This window comes from Azospirillum sp. OGB3 (assembly GCF_014192915.1).
GTDB lineage: Bacteria > Pseudomonadota > Alphaproteobacteria > Azospirillales > Azospirillaceae > Azospirillum.
Genome location: NZ_JACHYN010000005.1, coordinates 37,385 through 53,485 on the forward strand (window position 1 = coordinate 37,385; position 16,101 = coordinate 53,485).

7 protein-coding genes are annotated in these 16,101 nt (G+C 71.2%); all 7 read right to left on the reverse strand.

Going from position 1 to position 16,101, the window contains the following annotated elements; genetic code table 11:
• Nucleotides 1-35: 35 nt before the first annotated feature.
• The 7 genes from FHW79_RS12550 to FHW79_RS12580 all read right to left on the reverse strand — a co-directional run bounded on the left by FHW79_RS12550 (nt 36) and on the right by FHW79_RS12580 (nt 16,087).
• Complete coding sequence (locus FHW79_RS12550; protein WP_014199267.1) at nt 36-491, reverse strand: hemerythrin domain-containing protein; 456 nt, start codon at nt 489-491, stop codon at nt 36-38.
• 188 nt (nt 492-679) lie between these two features.
• Complete coding sequence (locus tag FHW79_RS12555) at nt 680-3,865, reverse strand: efflux RND transporter permease subunit (RefSeq protein ID WP_183179241.1); 3,186 nt, start codon at nt 3,863-3,865, stop codon at nt 680-682.
• Between the two features lie 92 nt (nt 3,866-3,957).
• Complete coding sequence (locus FHW79_RS12560) at nt 3,958-5,139, reverse strand: efflux RND transporter periplasmic adaptor subunit (protein WP_183179242.1); 1,182 nt, start codon at nt 5,137-5,139, stop codon at nt 3,958-3,960.
• Nucleotides 5,140-5,160: 21 nt separating this feature from the next.
• The gene (locus FHW79_RS12565) at nt 5,161-6,012 is read right to left on the reverse strand and encodes an alpha/beta hydrolase (protein ID WP_183179243.1); all 852 of its coding nucleotides are present in this window, start codon (nt 6,010-6,012) and stop codon (nt 5,161-5,163) included.
• A gap of 128 nt (nt 6,013-6,140) precedes the next feature.
• Entirely contained in the window at nt 6,141-7,139 is a 999-nt protein-coding gene (locus FHW79_RS12570) for a LysR family transcriptional regulator (protein WP_183179244.1), read from the reverse strand.
• Between the two features lie 141 nt (nt 7,140-7,280).
• On the reverse strand, nt 7,281-8,882 hold the full coding sequence (locus FHW79_RS12575; protein ID WP_348984132.1) for an alpha/beta hydrolase-fold protein: 1,602 nt from the start codon (nt 8,880-8,882) through the stop codon (nt 7,281-7,283).
• Between the two features lie 14 nt (nt 8,883-8,896).
• Nucleotides 8,897-16,087 (reverse strand): non-ribosomal peptide synthetase, encoded by a 7,191-nt coding sequence (locus tag FHW79_RS12580; protein WP_183179245.1) that lies wholly within the window; start codon nt 16,085-16,087, stop codon nt 8,897-8,899.
• Between the last annotated feature and the right edge of the window lie 14 nt (nt 16,088-16,101).

Consider the following 16,101-nt stretch of genomic DNA (forward strand, 5'->3'; position numbering starts at 1 on the left):
GGCGCGGCGGTTCGGGCGGTTCGGGGGAGACGCCCTCAGCGGTTCGCCGTCTTGTCGGCGAGGGCGGCGCGGTCGATGACGTCGTACAGCTCCAGGTCCTCGCGGGCGATGCGGTGCTTGAGCGCGGTCACCACCTCCCGCGTTTCGCGGACGAAGGTCTCCGGGTCCTTGGACACCGCCAGCGGGCCGGGCCAGCTGGACCGGTAGCGGTCGAAGCGCGCCCGCAGGCTGCCCATCTCGGCCTGGAAGCGCGCCGCCGTGGCGCGCAGCGCCGGGGTCGGGTGGGCCAGCAGGCGCGGGTAGAGCGCGCTGTCCTCCAGCGACAGATGGACGGTGAACACGCCGAACAGGTCGCGGACCGCCGTGGCGAGGGCGGCGGCGTTCGCCACCGGAGACGGTGCCGCCAGCAGGGAGTCGATCCGGTCGACGAGCTGCCCGACGGTGGCGTGGTGATGGCGGTACAGGGTGGTGCTGATGGCTGCACTGGACATGACGAGGTCTCCAACCGGGGCCGCCAGCGAATGGGCGGTGCGTGACGGTGAGAGTGCCGGCGGGAGCGTCGCCGTTCGTTGTGCCAGAGCAAGCAGGGGAAGGGTGGGCGAAGAAACGACGCGGCGGGGAGCGGGGCGTTCGGCCCCGCTCCCCGCCGCGGTTAAGGCGAAGGCACTCTCCGGAACGCTCAGTCGTCCCCATGCCCGTGGGCGAGCGCCGGGCCGGTCGGCACCGCCGCCGGCTTGCCGGCCCCGACCATCGTACGCAGCAGGACGTAGAAGACCGGTGTCAGCATCAGGCCGAACAGGGTGACCCCGATCATCCCGGCGAACACCGCCACGCCCATCGCGTGGCGCATCTCGGCGCCGGCGCCGGTGGAGGTGACCAGCGGCACCACGCCCATGATGAAGGCGATGGAGGTCATCAGGATGGGCCGCAGCCGCAGCCGGCTGGCCTCGATGGCGGCCTGGACCACGCTGCGCCCCTGATGCTCCAGCTCGCGGGCGAACTCGACGATCAGGATGGCGTTCTTCGCCGACAGGCCGACCAGCACCATGAAGCCGATCTGCGTGAAGATGTTGTTGTCGCCCCCCGTCAGCCACACCCCGGCCAGCGCCGACATCAGGCTCATCGGCACGATCAGCAGGATGGCCAGTGGCAGGGTCAGGCTCTCGTACTGGGCGGCCAGCACCAGGAAGACGAGCAGGATGCTGATGGGGAAGATCCACAGCGCCGCGTTGCCGGCCAGGATTTCCTGATAGGTCAGGTCGGTCCATTCGAACCGCACGCCGCGCGGCAGGGTCTCCTGCGCGACGCGCTCCGCCGCCGCCTGTGCCTGGCCCGACGAATAGCCGGGGGCCGGGCCGCCGTTGATGTCGGCGGCGGTGTAGCCGTTGTAGCGGACCACCATCTCCGGCCCGTAGCTCTGCTTGACGGTGACCAGCGAGGAGAGCGGCACCATGTCGCCCTGGGCGTTGCGCGTCTTCAGCAGGCCGATGTCGGCGGATTCGGCGCGGAAGGGCGCGTCGGCCTGGACCCGGACCTGGTAGACGCGGCCGAAGCTGTTGAAGTCGTTCACGTAGAGCGAGCCGAGATAGATCTGCATGGTGTCGAACACCTCGCCGATGGGCACGCCCTGCTGCTTGGCCTTCACGCGGTCGAGATCGACGTCGAGCTGCGGCACGTTGATCTGATAGCTGGAGAAGGCCGGCCCCAGCTCCGGCGTTTCCATGGCCTTCTTCAGGAAGGAGCCGACCGCCGCGTTCAGCGCCTCGTAGCCCAGCGCGCCGCGGTCCTCGATCTGCATCTTGAAGCCGCCCAGCGTGCCGAGGCCCATCACCGGGGGTGGCGGGAAGATGGCGACGAAGGCTTCCTTCAGGCCGGCGTAGCGTTTCTGCAGATCACCGGCGATGGCGGCGGCGGAGAGCGACGGGTCCTTGCGCTCGGCGAAGGGCTTCAGCGTGACGAAGACGATGCCCGCGCTGGAGCTGTTGGTGAAGCCGTTGACCGACAGGCCGGGGAAGGCGACGGCGCTCTGCACGCCGGGGCGGGCGAGCGCGATGTCGGTCATCTCGCGGATCACCGCCTCCGTGCGGTCGAGCGAGGCGCCGTTGGGAAGCTGGGCGAAGCTGATGAGGTATTCCTTGTCCTGCGCCGGGACGAAGCCCATCGGCACGGTGCGGCCGAGCAGCACGGTGACGCCGAGCAGCCCGACATAGACCAGCATCATCAGCCCCTTGTGCCGCACCACCCCGCCGACGCCGCGGCCGTAGCCGGTCGAGGCGCGGTGGAAGACGCGGTTGAACAGCCGGAAGAAGCCGCCGAAGACCTTGTTCATGGCGCGGGTCAGCCAATCCTGCGGCTGGTCGTGGCCGCGCAGCAGGACCGCCGCCAGGGCCGGCGACAGGGTCAGCGAGTTGAAGGCGGAGATGACGGTGGAAATCGCGATGGTCATCGCAAACTGCTTGTAGAACTCGCCGGTCAGGCCGCTCATGGCCGCCAGCGGGACGAAGACGGCGACCAGCGTCAGCGCGATGGCGATGATCGGGCCGCTGACCTCCTGCATGGCGCGGTAGGTGGCCTCCTTGGCGGACAGGCCGTTCTCGATGTTGCGTTCGACGTTCTCGACGACGACGATGGCGTCGTCCACGACAATGCCGATGGCCAGCACCATGCCGAACAGCGACAGCGCGTTGATCGAGTAGCCGAGCGCCAGCATCAGCGAGAAGGTGCCGACGATCGACACCGGAACCGCCAGCAGCGGGATGATCGAGGCGCGCCAGGTCTGGAGGAAGACGATGACCACCAGCACGACCAGGGCGACGGCCTCCAGCAGCGTGTGGATCACCGCGTCGATGCTGGAGCGGACGAACTGCGTCGGGTCGTAGACGATGCTGTAATCGACGCCGTCCGGCATGTCGGCCTTGAGATCGGCCATGGTCGCCCGGATGGCGTCGGAGATGGCCAGCGCGTTGGCGCCCGGCGACTGGTTGATGCCCAGCGCCACCGCCGGCTTGTTGTCGAGCAGCGAGCGCAGGCCGTACTGCGCCGCCGCCAGCTCCACACGGGCGACGTCGCGCAGCAGGGTGACGCCGCCCTGCTCGCCGGTCTTCAGGATGATCGCGCCGAACTCCTCCGGCGTCGTCAGGCGGCCTTGCGCGTTGATCGAGAGCTGCAGGGGCGTGTCGGGCAGGGAGGGGGAGGCGCCGATGACACCCGCCGCGACCTGGACGTTCTGCTCGCGGATCGCCGCCACCACGTCGGACGCGGTCAGGCCGCGCTGGGCGACCTTGTTGGGGTCGAGCCAGACGCGCATGGAATAGTCGCCGGCGCCCCACACCTGCACCTCGCCGACGCCGCTGATCCGGCTCAACCGGTCCTTGACGTTCAGGATGGCGTAGTTGCGCAGGTAGGTCATGTCGTAGCGGTCGTTGGGCGACAGCAGATGCACGACCATGGTCAGGGTGGGCGAGCTCTTGACCGTCGTCACGCCCAGCCGCTGCACGTCGGACGGCAGGCGCGGCAGCGCCTGGGCCACCCGGTTCTGCACGAGCTGCTGCGCCTTGTCCGGGTCGGTGCCCAGCCGGAAGGTCACGGTCAGCGCCATGTTGCCGTCGCTGTTGGCCTGCGACTGCATGTACAGCATGTTCTCGACGCCGTTGATCTGCTCCTCCAGCGGGGAGGCGACCGTTTCAGCGATGACCTTGGGGTTGGCGCCCGGGAACTGGGCGCGCACGACGACCGACGGCGGAACGACTTCGGGGTATTCGGAGATGGGCAACTGGAACAGCGAGATCGCTCCCGCCAGGAACAGCGCCACCGACAGCACGCCCGCGAAGATCGGGCGGTCGATGAAGAATTTCGAGATGTTCATGATGGCCTTCCCAGCGGGCGGCATGGAGTTTGGATGCAAGGCCCCCTCCGTCCCCCGCGGTGCGGCGGACGGTTGGGCAGGGGGCGGGGCTGTTACTGGTTCGCGGCGGTCTCGATGGCGTCCGCCGGCTTGCCCATCGCCACGGTCTTCGGGCTGATGCGGGCTCCGGGCCGGGCGTGCTGGATGCCGTTGACGACGATGCGCTCCCCGGCGGCGAGGCCGCTCTTGACCACCCGCAGCCCGTTCTGCGCGGCACCCGGGATGATCTCGCGGTACTGCACGGTGTTGTCGCCGCCGACCACCAGGACGAATTTCTTGTCCTGGTCGGTGTTGATGGCGCGGTCCTCGACCATCAGCGCGTCGTGCGGGGTGCTGCCGCCGACCTTGACGCGGGCGTAGAGGCCGGGGACCAGCATCCCGTCCGGATTGTCGAACTTGGCGCGCACGCGGATGGTGCCGGACACGGAATCGAGCCGGTTGTCCACATGCTCCACCGTGCCGCCGCGCGAATAGCCGTTCTCGTTGGCGAGGCCGAGTTGGACCGGCACGTCGGCGGCGTCCTTCACGCTGGCGATGTGGCGCAGGTAGGTCTGCTCGTCGACGTCGAAGGAGGCGTAGATCGGCGAAACCGAGACCAGGGTCGTCAACGGGGCGGCGGAGGCGCCCGACGCCACGACGTTGCCCACCGTCACCTCGGCGCGCGAGACTCGGCCGGAGATGGGTGCGGTGACCTGGGTGTGCTCCAGGTCGATGCGGGCGAGGTCGAGCGCCGCCTGCGCCGCCTTCAGGTTGGCGGCCGCCTCGCGGGCGGCGTTTTCCTTCTCATCCAGCGTCTGGCGCGAGACGGTGTTGTTCTGCACCAGCCGCTGGGCGCGGTCGAGGTCGGCGGCGGTGAAGCGCACCGCGGCCTGCGCGGCGGTGACCTGGGCCTCGGCGCGCGCGACCTCGGCGACGTGGGGGCGCGGGTCGATGGTGAAGAGGGGATCCCCCTTCTTTACCAAAGCCCCGTTGCGGAAATGCACGGCGGTGATGGCGCCGGACACCTGCGGGCGCACCTCCACCCGGTCCACCGCCTCCAGGCGGCCCGAGTAGGACTGCCAGTCGGTGATCTTGCGGGCGACGACCGGCGCCACGTCCACCTCGGGCGGCGGCGGGGCGGCGGTGGCCGCCGCGGGGGCGTCGGCGTGGCCCTGGGTGGCGACGACACCGGCGACACCGGCGGTCGCGGCGCCAACGGCGAGAAGGAGGGCGAGCTTGGACGGAGACAACGACATGGGATCACTCTCCTGGAGGAGTCAGACGAGGGCGCCGCGGCCGTCCGCGGGGGACAAACGGCGGCGGAAAAAGTCGGCAACCGCCAGCAGCGCCGGGCGGTGGCCCGGCAGGGCGGCGTGCGAAATAGCGGGGAAGCGGGTGACCTCGGTGGGCACGCCGGCTGCGATCAGGTTGGCGGCGTACTGCTCCGCCTCGATCCGCAGGACGTCCTTCTGCGCAGTGACGATCAGCGTCGGCGGCAGCCCGGCCAGCCGGCGCGAATCCAGCGGCGCGGCGTAGGGGTGCACGCGCTGCGCCGCCTCGGGCAGATAGGCGCGGTAGCAGCGGGCGTAGGCGGTGGCCGGAACGTCGCACTGCATCGCCTGGGCGTCGCCGGCGCGGGTCAGGCTGGGGTCGAGCATCGGGCCGAGCAGGGCCTGCGCGCGGATGTCGACCTCGCCCTGGTCGCGCGCCAGAAAGGTCAGCGAGGCGGCGACATGGCCGCCGGCGTCGTGCCCGGCGACGCCCAGCCCGCCCGTGGCGATGTTCAGGTCGCGCGCCTCGGCCAGCGTCCACAACGCCGCTTGGTGGGCGTCGTGGGCGGCGGTGGGAAAGCAGTGGGCCGGGGCCAGCGAATAGCCGACCGAGACGACCAGCGCCGGCACGCTCTCCGCGATGGCGGCGGCGGCGGTCTCCGCCTCCTCCAGCGAACCGGAGGTGAAGCCGCCGCCGTGCAGGTAGAGCAGGGCCGGAACGGTCAGCCCGATCAGCGGCCGGTAGAGCCGCAGCCGGATGTCCTGGGCGTGGCCGGCGATGGTCCGGTCATCGACCGCGAGCCGGCATGGCTCCGTTCCGGTAGTGCGTGTGTTCGACTGATCCGACGAGCGGCCCATGATCCGACGGTGCCCCGGCACCCCTCCCGCATTGCAACAGGAGGGAGTGTGGGCGTTACGCCGGTCGGAATAAATACGCGGTCAACGGCAACACAATTCGGATCGGATGAACAATCCGGTCTGCATACTCACATCACACAGAGGCAGGCGTCCTCCGGCTCGGCGGCGGCGGGAGCCGGCACGGGCTTCTCCCGCTCCGGGCACTCGTAGCCGTCGATCTCCTCGCCCTGCATCAGCGGGCAGCCCTCGAACAGCTCGGCGACCCAGTCGACGAAGGCGCGGACCTTGGGCGACAGGTGGCGGTTGTGCGGGTAGAGCGCGGAGATCGGCATCAGCGCCGGGCGCCAGTCCTTCAGGATCTCCACCAGGGCGCCGCTGCGCAGGTGGGGCAGCGCCATGAAGCGGGCGATCTGCCCGATGCCCAGCCCCTCCAGCGCGCAGGTGACGTAGGCGTCGGCGTCGTTAACCGAGACCGGGCCGTTCAGCTTCACCTCGTGGGTGACGCCGTCGCGCTCGAAGCTCATCTCGTGCATCTTGCCGGTGCGGGTGAAGTAGTTGACGGCGGTGTGGCCCTCCAACTCCTCGATGGTCCGGGGCGTGCCGTGGCGGGCGAGATAGGCCGGGCTGGCGACGGTCACCGGGCGGAAGGCGCCGACCCGGCGGGCGATCAGGCTGGAATCCAACAGTTCGCCGACGCGCAGCACGCAGTCGACCCCCTCCTGGATCAGGTCGATGGGGCGGTCGCTCATCCCGATCATGATCTCGATGTCGGGGTAACGGGCGTGGAACTCGTGGATGGTCGGGATGATGATGAGCCGCCCGACCGAGCCCGGCATGTCCACCCGCAGCCGCCCGCGCGGCGTCTTGCGGGCGCTGGTGAAGGAGGTTTCGATCTCCTCCAGGTCGGACAGGATGCGGGTGGCGCCCTCCAGATAGGCGGCGCCGTCGAGCGTCAGGCTCAGCTTGCGGGTCGTCCGCTGGAGCAGGCGCACGCCCAGCGCCGCCTCCAGATTCTGTATGGTCGTCGTCACCGAGGCGCGCGGCAGGCCCAGCGTGTCGGCGGCCTTGGTGAAGCTGTTGACCTCGACGACGCGAACGAAGACGCGCATCGCGTGCAGTTTGTCCATGGTCGGTCCATCGACGCAGTGGGAACGGCCCGTACACGAATGGAGCGGGCCAAGCTGCTCAATCTAAGCACAGCCCGGGCCGAAGTCGATGAAGCTTTGGTGGGGCGGAACGGTGGCCCGGCAACAGATCTCCACCAACCATCAAGGCCGCGCCACGCCGAACAGCGTCAGCAGTCCGTCGCCCAGCGCACCGCGCCAGGCGAAGAGGTCGTGCCCGGCGGCGTAGTCCCGGTAGGCGACCGCGTAGCCCTTGGCTTCCAGCACGTCCCGCAGGTGGCGGGAGCTTTCAAGGATGCCGATCTCGCCGTCGCTTCCGCTCTCGAACAGGCCGGCGCTGAGAAAGAAGCGCACCGGCCGCCGGTCGCCCGACGCCACCAGACCGGCCACATGCTCCGGTCGGTCGGGCGGTGCATCGGCCGGATGCCACCAGAAGGAGCCGGACATCGACAGCGCATTTCCGAAGCGGTCCGGACGGGCCAGCGCCGCGGACACCGCCGCCAGCCCGCCATAGCTGGACCCGGCCAGCACCGTGCGGTCGGGCCGGGGCCGGATGCCCATCCGATCGCTCAACCAGGGCAGAAGCTCGTCGGCGAGCATCGCGGCGAACGCGGGATTGCCCGGCAATTCGCGCTCACGCGCATCGGCGGTGGGGTTGGCGACGAAAACGGCGACGGTCGGCGGCAGGCGGCCATCGCCGGTCAGCCGGTCGAGCATGGTTGGAACCGGCGCGCGCTGATCGAGATAGTCCGGCCCATCGAAGAGCAGCAGCAGAACCGTGTCATTCCCCGCCGGATCGACTCCGGGGGGCGCATAGACCGCGACGTCGCGCGTGTTGCCCAGAATGTGGCTTGTGAACCGTTCGGCAACGAGCTGTCCGGCCGGTTCCGCCCATCCGCTTTCGAAGCCCGGCTGGGGCGGGGCGCCGGGCAGTTCCACCAGGGAAACCTGATTGTAGGGGTCGGGCGCGTCAGCCGGCCAGGGGCGCTGGTTCAGCGGATCGGCCTGAAGCTGCGCCAGGATCGCCATCCGGCATTCGCGGCAGGTTCCCGGAAAGTCCGGCACGTCCGGCGCGATCTGGTAGGACAGACGGGTGGAGACGGGGACGACGTAGCTCTTGAACCAGACGTCGGTGCCGCCGAGCCGTTCGAAGGTTTCGTGGCGGGAGTTCGGACCACCCAGCAGGCGCACATTGCGGCGCGCTCCCCGCGCCAGAAAGGTCATCATGACCTGCTCCGAACCCGGCGGGTCGATCAGCGGCTCCACCAACGGCGTGCCGCGCCGGGCGACGTCCTGCCAGAAGGCATCGGTGCCGCCGCCGCGCTTCACCGTCTCCGCGAGGGCGGCGATGGTCGGGCTCGGATGCCCTTGAAGGACCGGATGTTGGTCCGCCACGGCGATGCGGCGGGTCAGCGCCAGTCGATAGCCGCCGGCCCCGCGCGGTGTGACCCGCAGCGCCGCGGTGCCGGGTCCGGCGACGAAGCGGAAGACCACCTGCCCCGCCGTTCCGTTCAGCAGCAGCCGGACCGGGCGTCCATCCCGGTCGACCAGCCGCAGCTCCGCCGCGTCCGTTCCGGAATCGAGCACGCCTTCCACATAGTCGCCGTCGTCGAGGTCCATTGAATGGACGGCGCCGCGTTCCGTGCCTGACACGGGACGATTGAGAACCAGGGGGGAGCCATCCGGTGCTCCCGTGCAGGCGTTCAGAGCCATCATCGCCATCCCCACGAACATCAGGCGCTTCACTCGCCCGTCCCTTCTCATCCGCCCGCCGCGGCACGGACCGGTTCCACCCCGGCCGTCGCCGCCGTGATCACCCGGTCGAGCAGGGGGCCGACGATCCGCAGGGACGCCGGGGCGATGATGTCCTCGTGCGAGCAGTGGGACAGACGGTGGACGGACAGGCGCCCGACGCGACCCGTCCAGCTTCCCTCGCGATCAATCTCCGGCGGGATCGACTTCTCCGCCACGAACAGTGTCAGCTCGCCGTCGTAGGTCGGGGTGACGGCCTTGGACAGGACCCGCACGGCGTCCTTGTAGTTGCCGAAGATGTGGCCGAACATGTCCACCTTTTCCCGCCGCAGCGCCTCGTCCATCACGTCGGCCAGGGCGTTTGCCAGGAACTGTTCCTGCTCCCGCTCGGCCGCCTGATCGGCGTCGGTGCGTCCCAGCCCGCTCCAGTCGTGCGCCTCCGCCGGATAGGTGTCTAGCAGGCCGAGGAAATCCACCCGCTCGCCCAGCCGCCGCAGCCGCACCGCCAGGCCGTAGGCGACCGTGCCGCCCAGCGAATAGCCCAGCAGATGGTAAGGGCCCTGCGGCTGCACCTCGCGCAGGATGGCGAGTTGGCGGTCGCACAGCTCGTCGAGGTCGGCGCTGAGCGCCAGCGGGCCGTTGGGGCGCGGCGATTGCAGGCCGACGATGGGCCGGTCGCCGCTCAAGTAACGCGACAGGACGCTGTACTGCCAGGACAGGCCCGACCCCGGATAGAGGCAGATCAGCGGCGGCCCCGACCCGTTGCGCAGGCGGATCACCGGCGCGAAACCGAGATTCTCCGGCTCGTCCCGCCCACCCGTTTCGGCCAGCAGCGCAGCCAGCCGGGCGACGGTGGGGGCGACCATGATCTGGCTGACCGCCACCGGCTGGCCCAGGTCGCGGCGGATGCGCGCCGCCAGCCGCATCGCCAGCAGCGAATGGCCGCCGATGGCGAAGAAATCGTCGTCCGCGCCGATGCGCGCCAGTCCCAGCAGGTTGGCGAAGAGGACTGCCAGCCAGCTTTCCAGCCCCGGTGCCGGTGGACGGCCCGCAGCGGCCCCCTGGGCGGCCCCCTGGGCACCCACCGCGGGCAAGGGCAGGGCCTTGCGGTCCAGCTTGCCGTTCGGCGACAGAGGCAGCGCGTCCAGCGTCACATAGGCGGCGGGCAGCATGTGCGGCGGCAGCGTGTCCCGCAGGGCGGCGCGGATGGCGGCCTCGTCCACTGTTTGCCCTGCCGCCGGAACGAGATGGGCGACGAGCTGGCGCCGGTCCATGCCGGGTTCGGACCCGCCGTCGCCCAGCGCCACGGCGGTCACCACCGCCTGCGCCACGCCGGGCAGGGCGGCCAGCGCACTCTCGATCTCGCCCAGTTCGATGCGCTGGCCGCGGATCTTCACCTGATGGTCGGTGCGGCCCAGATACTCGACCGAGCTGTCCGGCAGCCAACGGGCGAGGTCGCCCGTGCGGTACATGCGCCGCCCCGGATCGAAGGGATCGGCGACGAAGCGCGACGCGGTCAGGCCGGGGCGACCGAGATAGCCGATGGCGAGCTGGTCGCCGCACAGGTGCAACTCCCCCACCGCGCCCGGCGGCACCGGGCGCAGGGCATGGTCGAGGATGCGGAGCTGCGTGTTCCACACCGGCCGGCCGATGGGAACGCCGCCGTCCCCCTCGATCCAGCCACCCGACGCCGGGCAATAGGTCACGTCGACCGCCGCCTCGGTCGGGCCGTAGAGATTGTGCAGCGCCGCGCCGAAGCGGCCGGCGAAGGCGCGCGGCAGGCTCCGCCCCAGCGCCTCGCCGCTGCAGAAGACGCGGGTCAGGCAGGCGCAGACCGGCGCATCGGGGCCGTGGCTTTCGACCACGCTGTCCGTAAACAGGGCCAGCATCGACGGCACGAAGTGGATCGTGGTGATGCGGTGATCCTCGATCAGCCGGACCAGCGCCGCCGGGTCGCGGTGGGCCTCGGGCGGCGCCATGACCAGCCGCGCCCCGACCAGGAAGGACCAGAAGAACTCCCACACCGACACGTCGAAGCCGCAGGGCGTCTTTTGCAGGATCGCGTCGTTCGGCCCAAGCGGGTATTCGTTCTGCATCCACAGGATGCGGTTGACGATGGCGCCGTGCGACACCGCCACGCCCTTGGGCCGCCCGGTGGTGCCGCTCGTGTAGATGACGTAGGCCGGGTGTTCGGGGGCCGGATGCTCCGGCGTCAGTCCGTCCGCAAGGACAGGCGTTTCATCCCCCGCCCCGCCGTCCTCATCGACAAACAGCACCGGCACCGCGTCGCCGAACAGCGGGCGCGAGGCCGCGTCGGTCATCAGGGCGCGCGGGCGCGCGTCGGACAGCATGAAGGCCAGCCGCTCCGCGGGATAGCCGAGGTCGAGCGGCAGATAGGCCGCCCCCGCCTCGATGACCGCGAGGATCGACAGGCTGAGGGACGCGGAGCGCGGCACGCCCACCGCCACCACGTCGCCGGGGCGCACGCCCAGGGCGCGCAGCCGCTTGGCCAGAGCGGTCACCCGTCCCCGAACGTCGCGGAAGGTCAGGCTCTCCCGCTCGTCGACCAGGGCGAGGGCGTCCGGCGTGCGCGCCGCCTGCTCGGCCAACAGATCGCGCAGCGTGGTCCGGGGCACCGCGCGCGCGGTGGCGTTCACCGCGGCGAGGTGCCGCCGCTCCTCCTCCGTCAGGGTTGGCAGGGCGGCCACGGGCGTCTCGGGGTGGCGGGCCAGCGTGGTCAGCAGGCCGCGGACCCGCTCCGCCAGCGCCGCCGCGCCGGGCACCGCGCCGCGGTTCTCCACCAGCAGGGTCAGTTCACGGCCCGGCAGGACCAGCAGGGCCAGCGGGTAGTGGCTGTAGCCGCGGTTGTGGACGCCGGAGATGCGGACGCCGCCGAGGTCGAAAGCCTCGTATCCGCTGTCCGGGTAGTTCTCCACCACCAGCAGCGTGTCGAACAGCGCGGCGCCGCCCGCCATCGCCTGAAGCTCCGACAGGCCCAGGCCGTCATGCTCCATCAAGGCGATGTGGCGCTGCTGGACGGCCGGAAGCTGCTCCCACAACGGCCGCGCCGGGTCCAGCGCCACCCGCACCGGCACCGTGTTCAGGAACAGGCCGACCTGCTCCTCCAGGCCGGGAACGGCGGCAGAGCGTCCGGAGACCGGCGTGCCGAACAGCACGTCGTCGCGCCCCGCCAGATTGCTCAGCACAAGCCCCCACACCGCCTGCATCAGCGCGTTCAGCGTCAGCCCTTCCGCCCGCAGCCGGGAGAGGAGAGCGGCGGTCAGCTCCGCCGGCAGGGCCAGTTCAGACTCCTCCATCGGCGTGTCGCCGCCAGACCGGGCCGGGTCGAACAGCACGGTCGGGGTGGCCCCGGCCAACACCGCGCCCCAGGCGTCCCGGCTCGCGGCCCGGTCGCGGGCCAGCAGGCCGTTGACCACCGCCGGATAGCCGACGGCCAGGGGCGGCAGTGCGTCGGGGCCCTGCGCGTATGCGGTCAGCAGGTCGCGCAGCAGCAGCGGCGTGGACCAGCCGTCGACCACCAGATGATGCACGGCGATCAGCAGCCGATGACGGTCGGGCGCGGTGCGGACGAGGATGGCCTTCACCATACCCAGGAAGCGGTCGGTCGGGTTGGCGCGCTCCGCCGCCGCCGCCTCGATGCGGGCCAGCTCCACGGCGCGGGCGTCCGGCGCTTCGTCCGACAGGTCGTGCCGTTCGAAGGGCCACAGCCCGGCGCCGCCGTCCGGCAGGGCGGGGATGACCAGCAGCGGGTCGCCGCCGACGTCATGGTCGAACAGCCCGGCGAGCTGCGGATGGCGGCGCAGCACCGCGTCGAAGGCCCGCTCCAGCCGCTCCGCGTCCAGCGGCCCGTCGAGGTCGAGCGCGGTGAAGGCGTTGTAGGCGCTGGCCTTTCCGCCAAGCTGACTCTGGAACAGCATGCCCTTCTGCAAGGGAAGCAGCGGCACCGCCGCCGCGACCGGGCCATGGCGGGCCTCCAGCGCCGCACGATCGACGGCGGGTGGCGCGGTGACGGTCCGGCGTTCCGAAACCAGCGCCTTCAGGGCGAGCGCCATGCGCCGCGGGTCGCGTCCGGCGAAGACGTCGCGGGGGCGCAACTCGAACCCGTGGGCACGCAGCGCGCTGCCCAGCGCGATGGCGCTGATGCTGTCGCCGCCCAGCGCGAAGAAATCGGCATCCGCGCCCACCGACGGCAATTGCAGAACCGTCGCCATGGCTTGGCAAAGCAGCGCCTCCGCCCAAGTGGCGGGGGCAGCACCACCGCTCTCCGCCGCCGGGGCGGGCAGGCGCGCCCGGTCCACCTTGCCGTTGACGGTCAGCGGGAAAACGTCCAGCACCACCAGCGCCGAGGGCACCATGTAGTCGGGCAACCGCTCGCGCAAGCCGTGCAGCAGGTCGCGGGACGTCCGATCCGCCCCCTCGGCCAGGGTGCAATAGGCGATCAGCCGGTGGCTGCCGTTCACCGCCTCCGCCACCACCAGCGCGCCGGACACGCCGGGCAGGCGGTGCAGGGCGGCCTCCACCTCCGGGATCTCGATGCGGTAGCCGCGGACCTTGATCTGGTAATCGGCGCGCCCGATGAAGTCGATCTGCCCGTCATCGGTCCAGCGCACCAGATCGCCGGTCCGGTAGAGCCGCCCGCCGTACCCGAACGGATCGGCGACGAAGCGCTGGGCGGTCAGCCCTGGACGGCCCACATAGCCCGCCGCCAGACCGGCGCCTCCGATGTACAGTTCGCCCACGGCGCCGACCGGCACCGGGCGCAGCCGGGTATCCAGCACATGGACCCGCACATTGCCGACCGGGCGCCCGACCACCGGCCGCTCCGCCACCGTGACGGGCGCGCGCAGCGTGTCCACCGTGTTCTCGGTCGGGCCGTAGAGATTCACCGCCATCAGATCGGCATGGCCGCGGAGCTCCGCCCACAGGGCCGGAGAGGCCGCCTCACCGCCGATCAGGATCAACGTCGGCTGGTGGTGCCCCGGCTCCATCAGGCCGCAGGCCAGCATCTGCGCGCAGAAGGAGGGCGGCAGGTCCATGGCGTCGATGCACCGGCCCCGCACCTCCTGGACCAGCGCGTGGGCGTCGCGCCGCATCTCCTCGTCGAAGACGTGAAGCTCCTGCCCCAGCAGCATCCAGAAGATTTGCAGCCAGGAGGAATCGAAGGCGAAGGAGTGGGTGTGCGCGGCCCTCAAGGCCCGTACGCCGTGGCGGCGCCCGACGGCCTCCAGCGCCGGACCGAAGACCGTCGCCGTGTGCGACAGCAGCAGGTTCAGCAGCGCGCCGTGGGTGTTCATCACCCCCTTCGGACGCCCGGTGGAGCCGGAGGTGAAGATGATGGTGGCGACGTGGCCGGGCGTCAGGGGCGCCTTGCGCTCCGCCGCCGCGACGGGGCCGCCGGGCAGGGCGGCGCAGGCGGCCAGCAGATCGGCGTCGTCCAGGCACAGCGCCTCCAGCCCGGCGGGCAGCCGCCTGGCCACCGAGGCCCAGGTCAGCGCGCAGCGCGGCCCGGCGTCCTCGCACATCATCGCCAGCCGCTCGCTGGGATAGTCGAGGTCCAGCGGCAGGTGGGTGGCGCCGCTCGCCAGCACGGCCAGCATGGCGACCACCGCGTCGGCGGAGCGCGGAACCGCCACCGCCACCACGTCGCCGGGACCGACGCCGCGCGCGATCAACAGCCGCGCCAGCCGCGACACCGCGCCCGACAACTCCGCGAAAGGGATGCGGGTGTCGCCGAACACCAGCGCCGTGGCCTCCGGCGTCTCGGCGGACTGGCGGTCCAGAACCTCCACCAGGGTCGCCGGGCGCTCCGGCGCGGCGAAGACGGGACCGCTGGACCAAGCGGCGATGGCGGCGTCCTCGTCGGCGTCCGTCACCGGCAGGCTGGCCAGCGGAGCGCCGGCCACCGCGGCGTCGAGCAGCCGGATCAGGCGCCGGGCGTGACGGGCCAGTTCGGCGGCATCGTAGCGGTTGCGGTCGGCGCGCAGCTCCAAAGAGATGCCGCTGCCGCGGGTCATCAGCCCGAACTCGAAGTCGTCCACCGGGCCGGTCGCCAGATGGTGGGTAATCGCTTCCACACCCGCGAAGTTCAGGTCGTAATCGAACAGGCGGTAGTTGACCACCGGGCCGTAGAGCGCCTTGCCCGACCCGACCTGCCCCAGGTCGCGGGGGATGCGCTCCGCGTCGTAGCGCTGGTGCCGGCGCGCCTCCCGCAGAGCAGAGCGAACCCGACCGGCAGCCTCGGCCAGCGTGCCGGCCTCCGCCAGGTCGATGCGCACCGGCAGCACGTTGACCACCGGAGCCATGGCATGGACGGCGGCGGAGCCCATGCGCCGCATGAAGGGCACGCCCACCACCGGACGAGGGTCGCCGGACAGCCGGTGCAGATAGACGGCGATGCCGGCCATCGCCAGATCGGCGACCGACACGCCGCAATGTTCGGCCAGCCTGGCGAGCGCGCGGGCCAGCGGGTCGGGCAGGGCGGCGGCGTGGGCCACCACCTCCGACGTCGCCTGCTGCTCGGTCGGCTTGGCCCCCCGGACCGAGAGGGTCAGCGGGGCCGGAAAGTCCCCGCACAGCCCGCTCCAATAGGCGCGGTCGCGGACCAGCGCGTCGGAGGCGAGATAGGCCGCTTCCTCCTCCGCCACCGCGGCGACGGAGACGAAGGGGCAGGGGGCCGGCGTCCGCCCCTCGACAGCCGCTCCGTACAATTCTGCGATGCGGCGCGTCAGCGCGTTGAAGCTGTAGCCATCCAGCATGATGTGGTGGTAGCGCTGGTACCAGATCCACCGCGGCGCCCCGTCCGCCCCGGTGACGTCGAACAGGATCTGGCGGCACAGCGGACGGTCGCCGTCGGCGGGCAGGTCGCCGGCCAGATCGTTCGCCATGACGGCGCGCGCCGCCGCCTCCGGGTCGGTGGCGGTGGTCAGGTCCACGCGCTCCGGATCGGCCACCGCACCGCTGCCCGGAATCTGGACGATGCGGCCGTCCTGCTCGGTGAAGCGCGCGGTCACCGTGTCGGCCTCCGCCAACCCGTCGCGGATGGCCCGCGACAGGCGCGCGGCGTCGATGGCGCCGTTCAACTCGATGGCGTGCGCGATGACATAGGCGTTCTTCCGGGCCGCGACCTGATCCGCCAGCCAGATGCCCAGTTGCGTGCCCAGCAGGGGGATGATGCGCATGGCCCTGTCCTCAT

Bases quoted from the DNA above. Each gene is read 5' to 3' on its own strand.
- FHW79_RS12550 (WP_014199267.1), bottom strand. From the start codon at position 491: ATGTCCAGTGCAGCCATCAGCACCACCCTGTACCGCCATCACCACGCC.
- FHW79_RS12555 (WP_183179241.1), bottom strand. From the start codon at position 3,865: ATGAACATCTCGAAATTCTTCATCGACCGCCCGATCTTCGCGGGCGTG.
- FHW79_RS12560 (WP_183179242.1), bottom strand. From the start codon at position 5,139: ATGTCGTTGTCTCCGTCCAAGCTCGCCCTCCTTCTCGCCGTTGGCGCC.
- FHW79_RS12565 (WP_183179243.1), bottom strand. From the start codon at position 6,012: ATGGGCCGCTCGTCGGATCAGTCGAACACACGCACTACCGGAACGGAG.
- FHW79_RS12570 (WP_183179244.1), bottom strand. From the start codon at position 7,139: ATGGACAAACTGCACGCGATGCGCGTCTTCGTTCGCGTCGTCGAGGTC.
- FHW79_RS12580 (WP_183179245.1), bottom strand. From the start codon at position 16,087: ATGCGCATCATCCCCCTGCTGGGCACGCAACTGGGCATCTGGCTGGCG.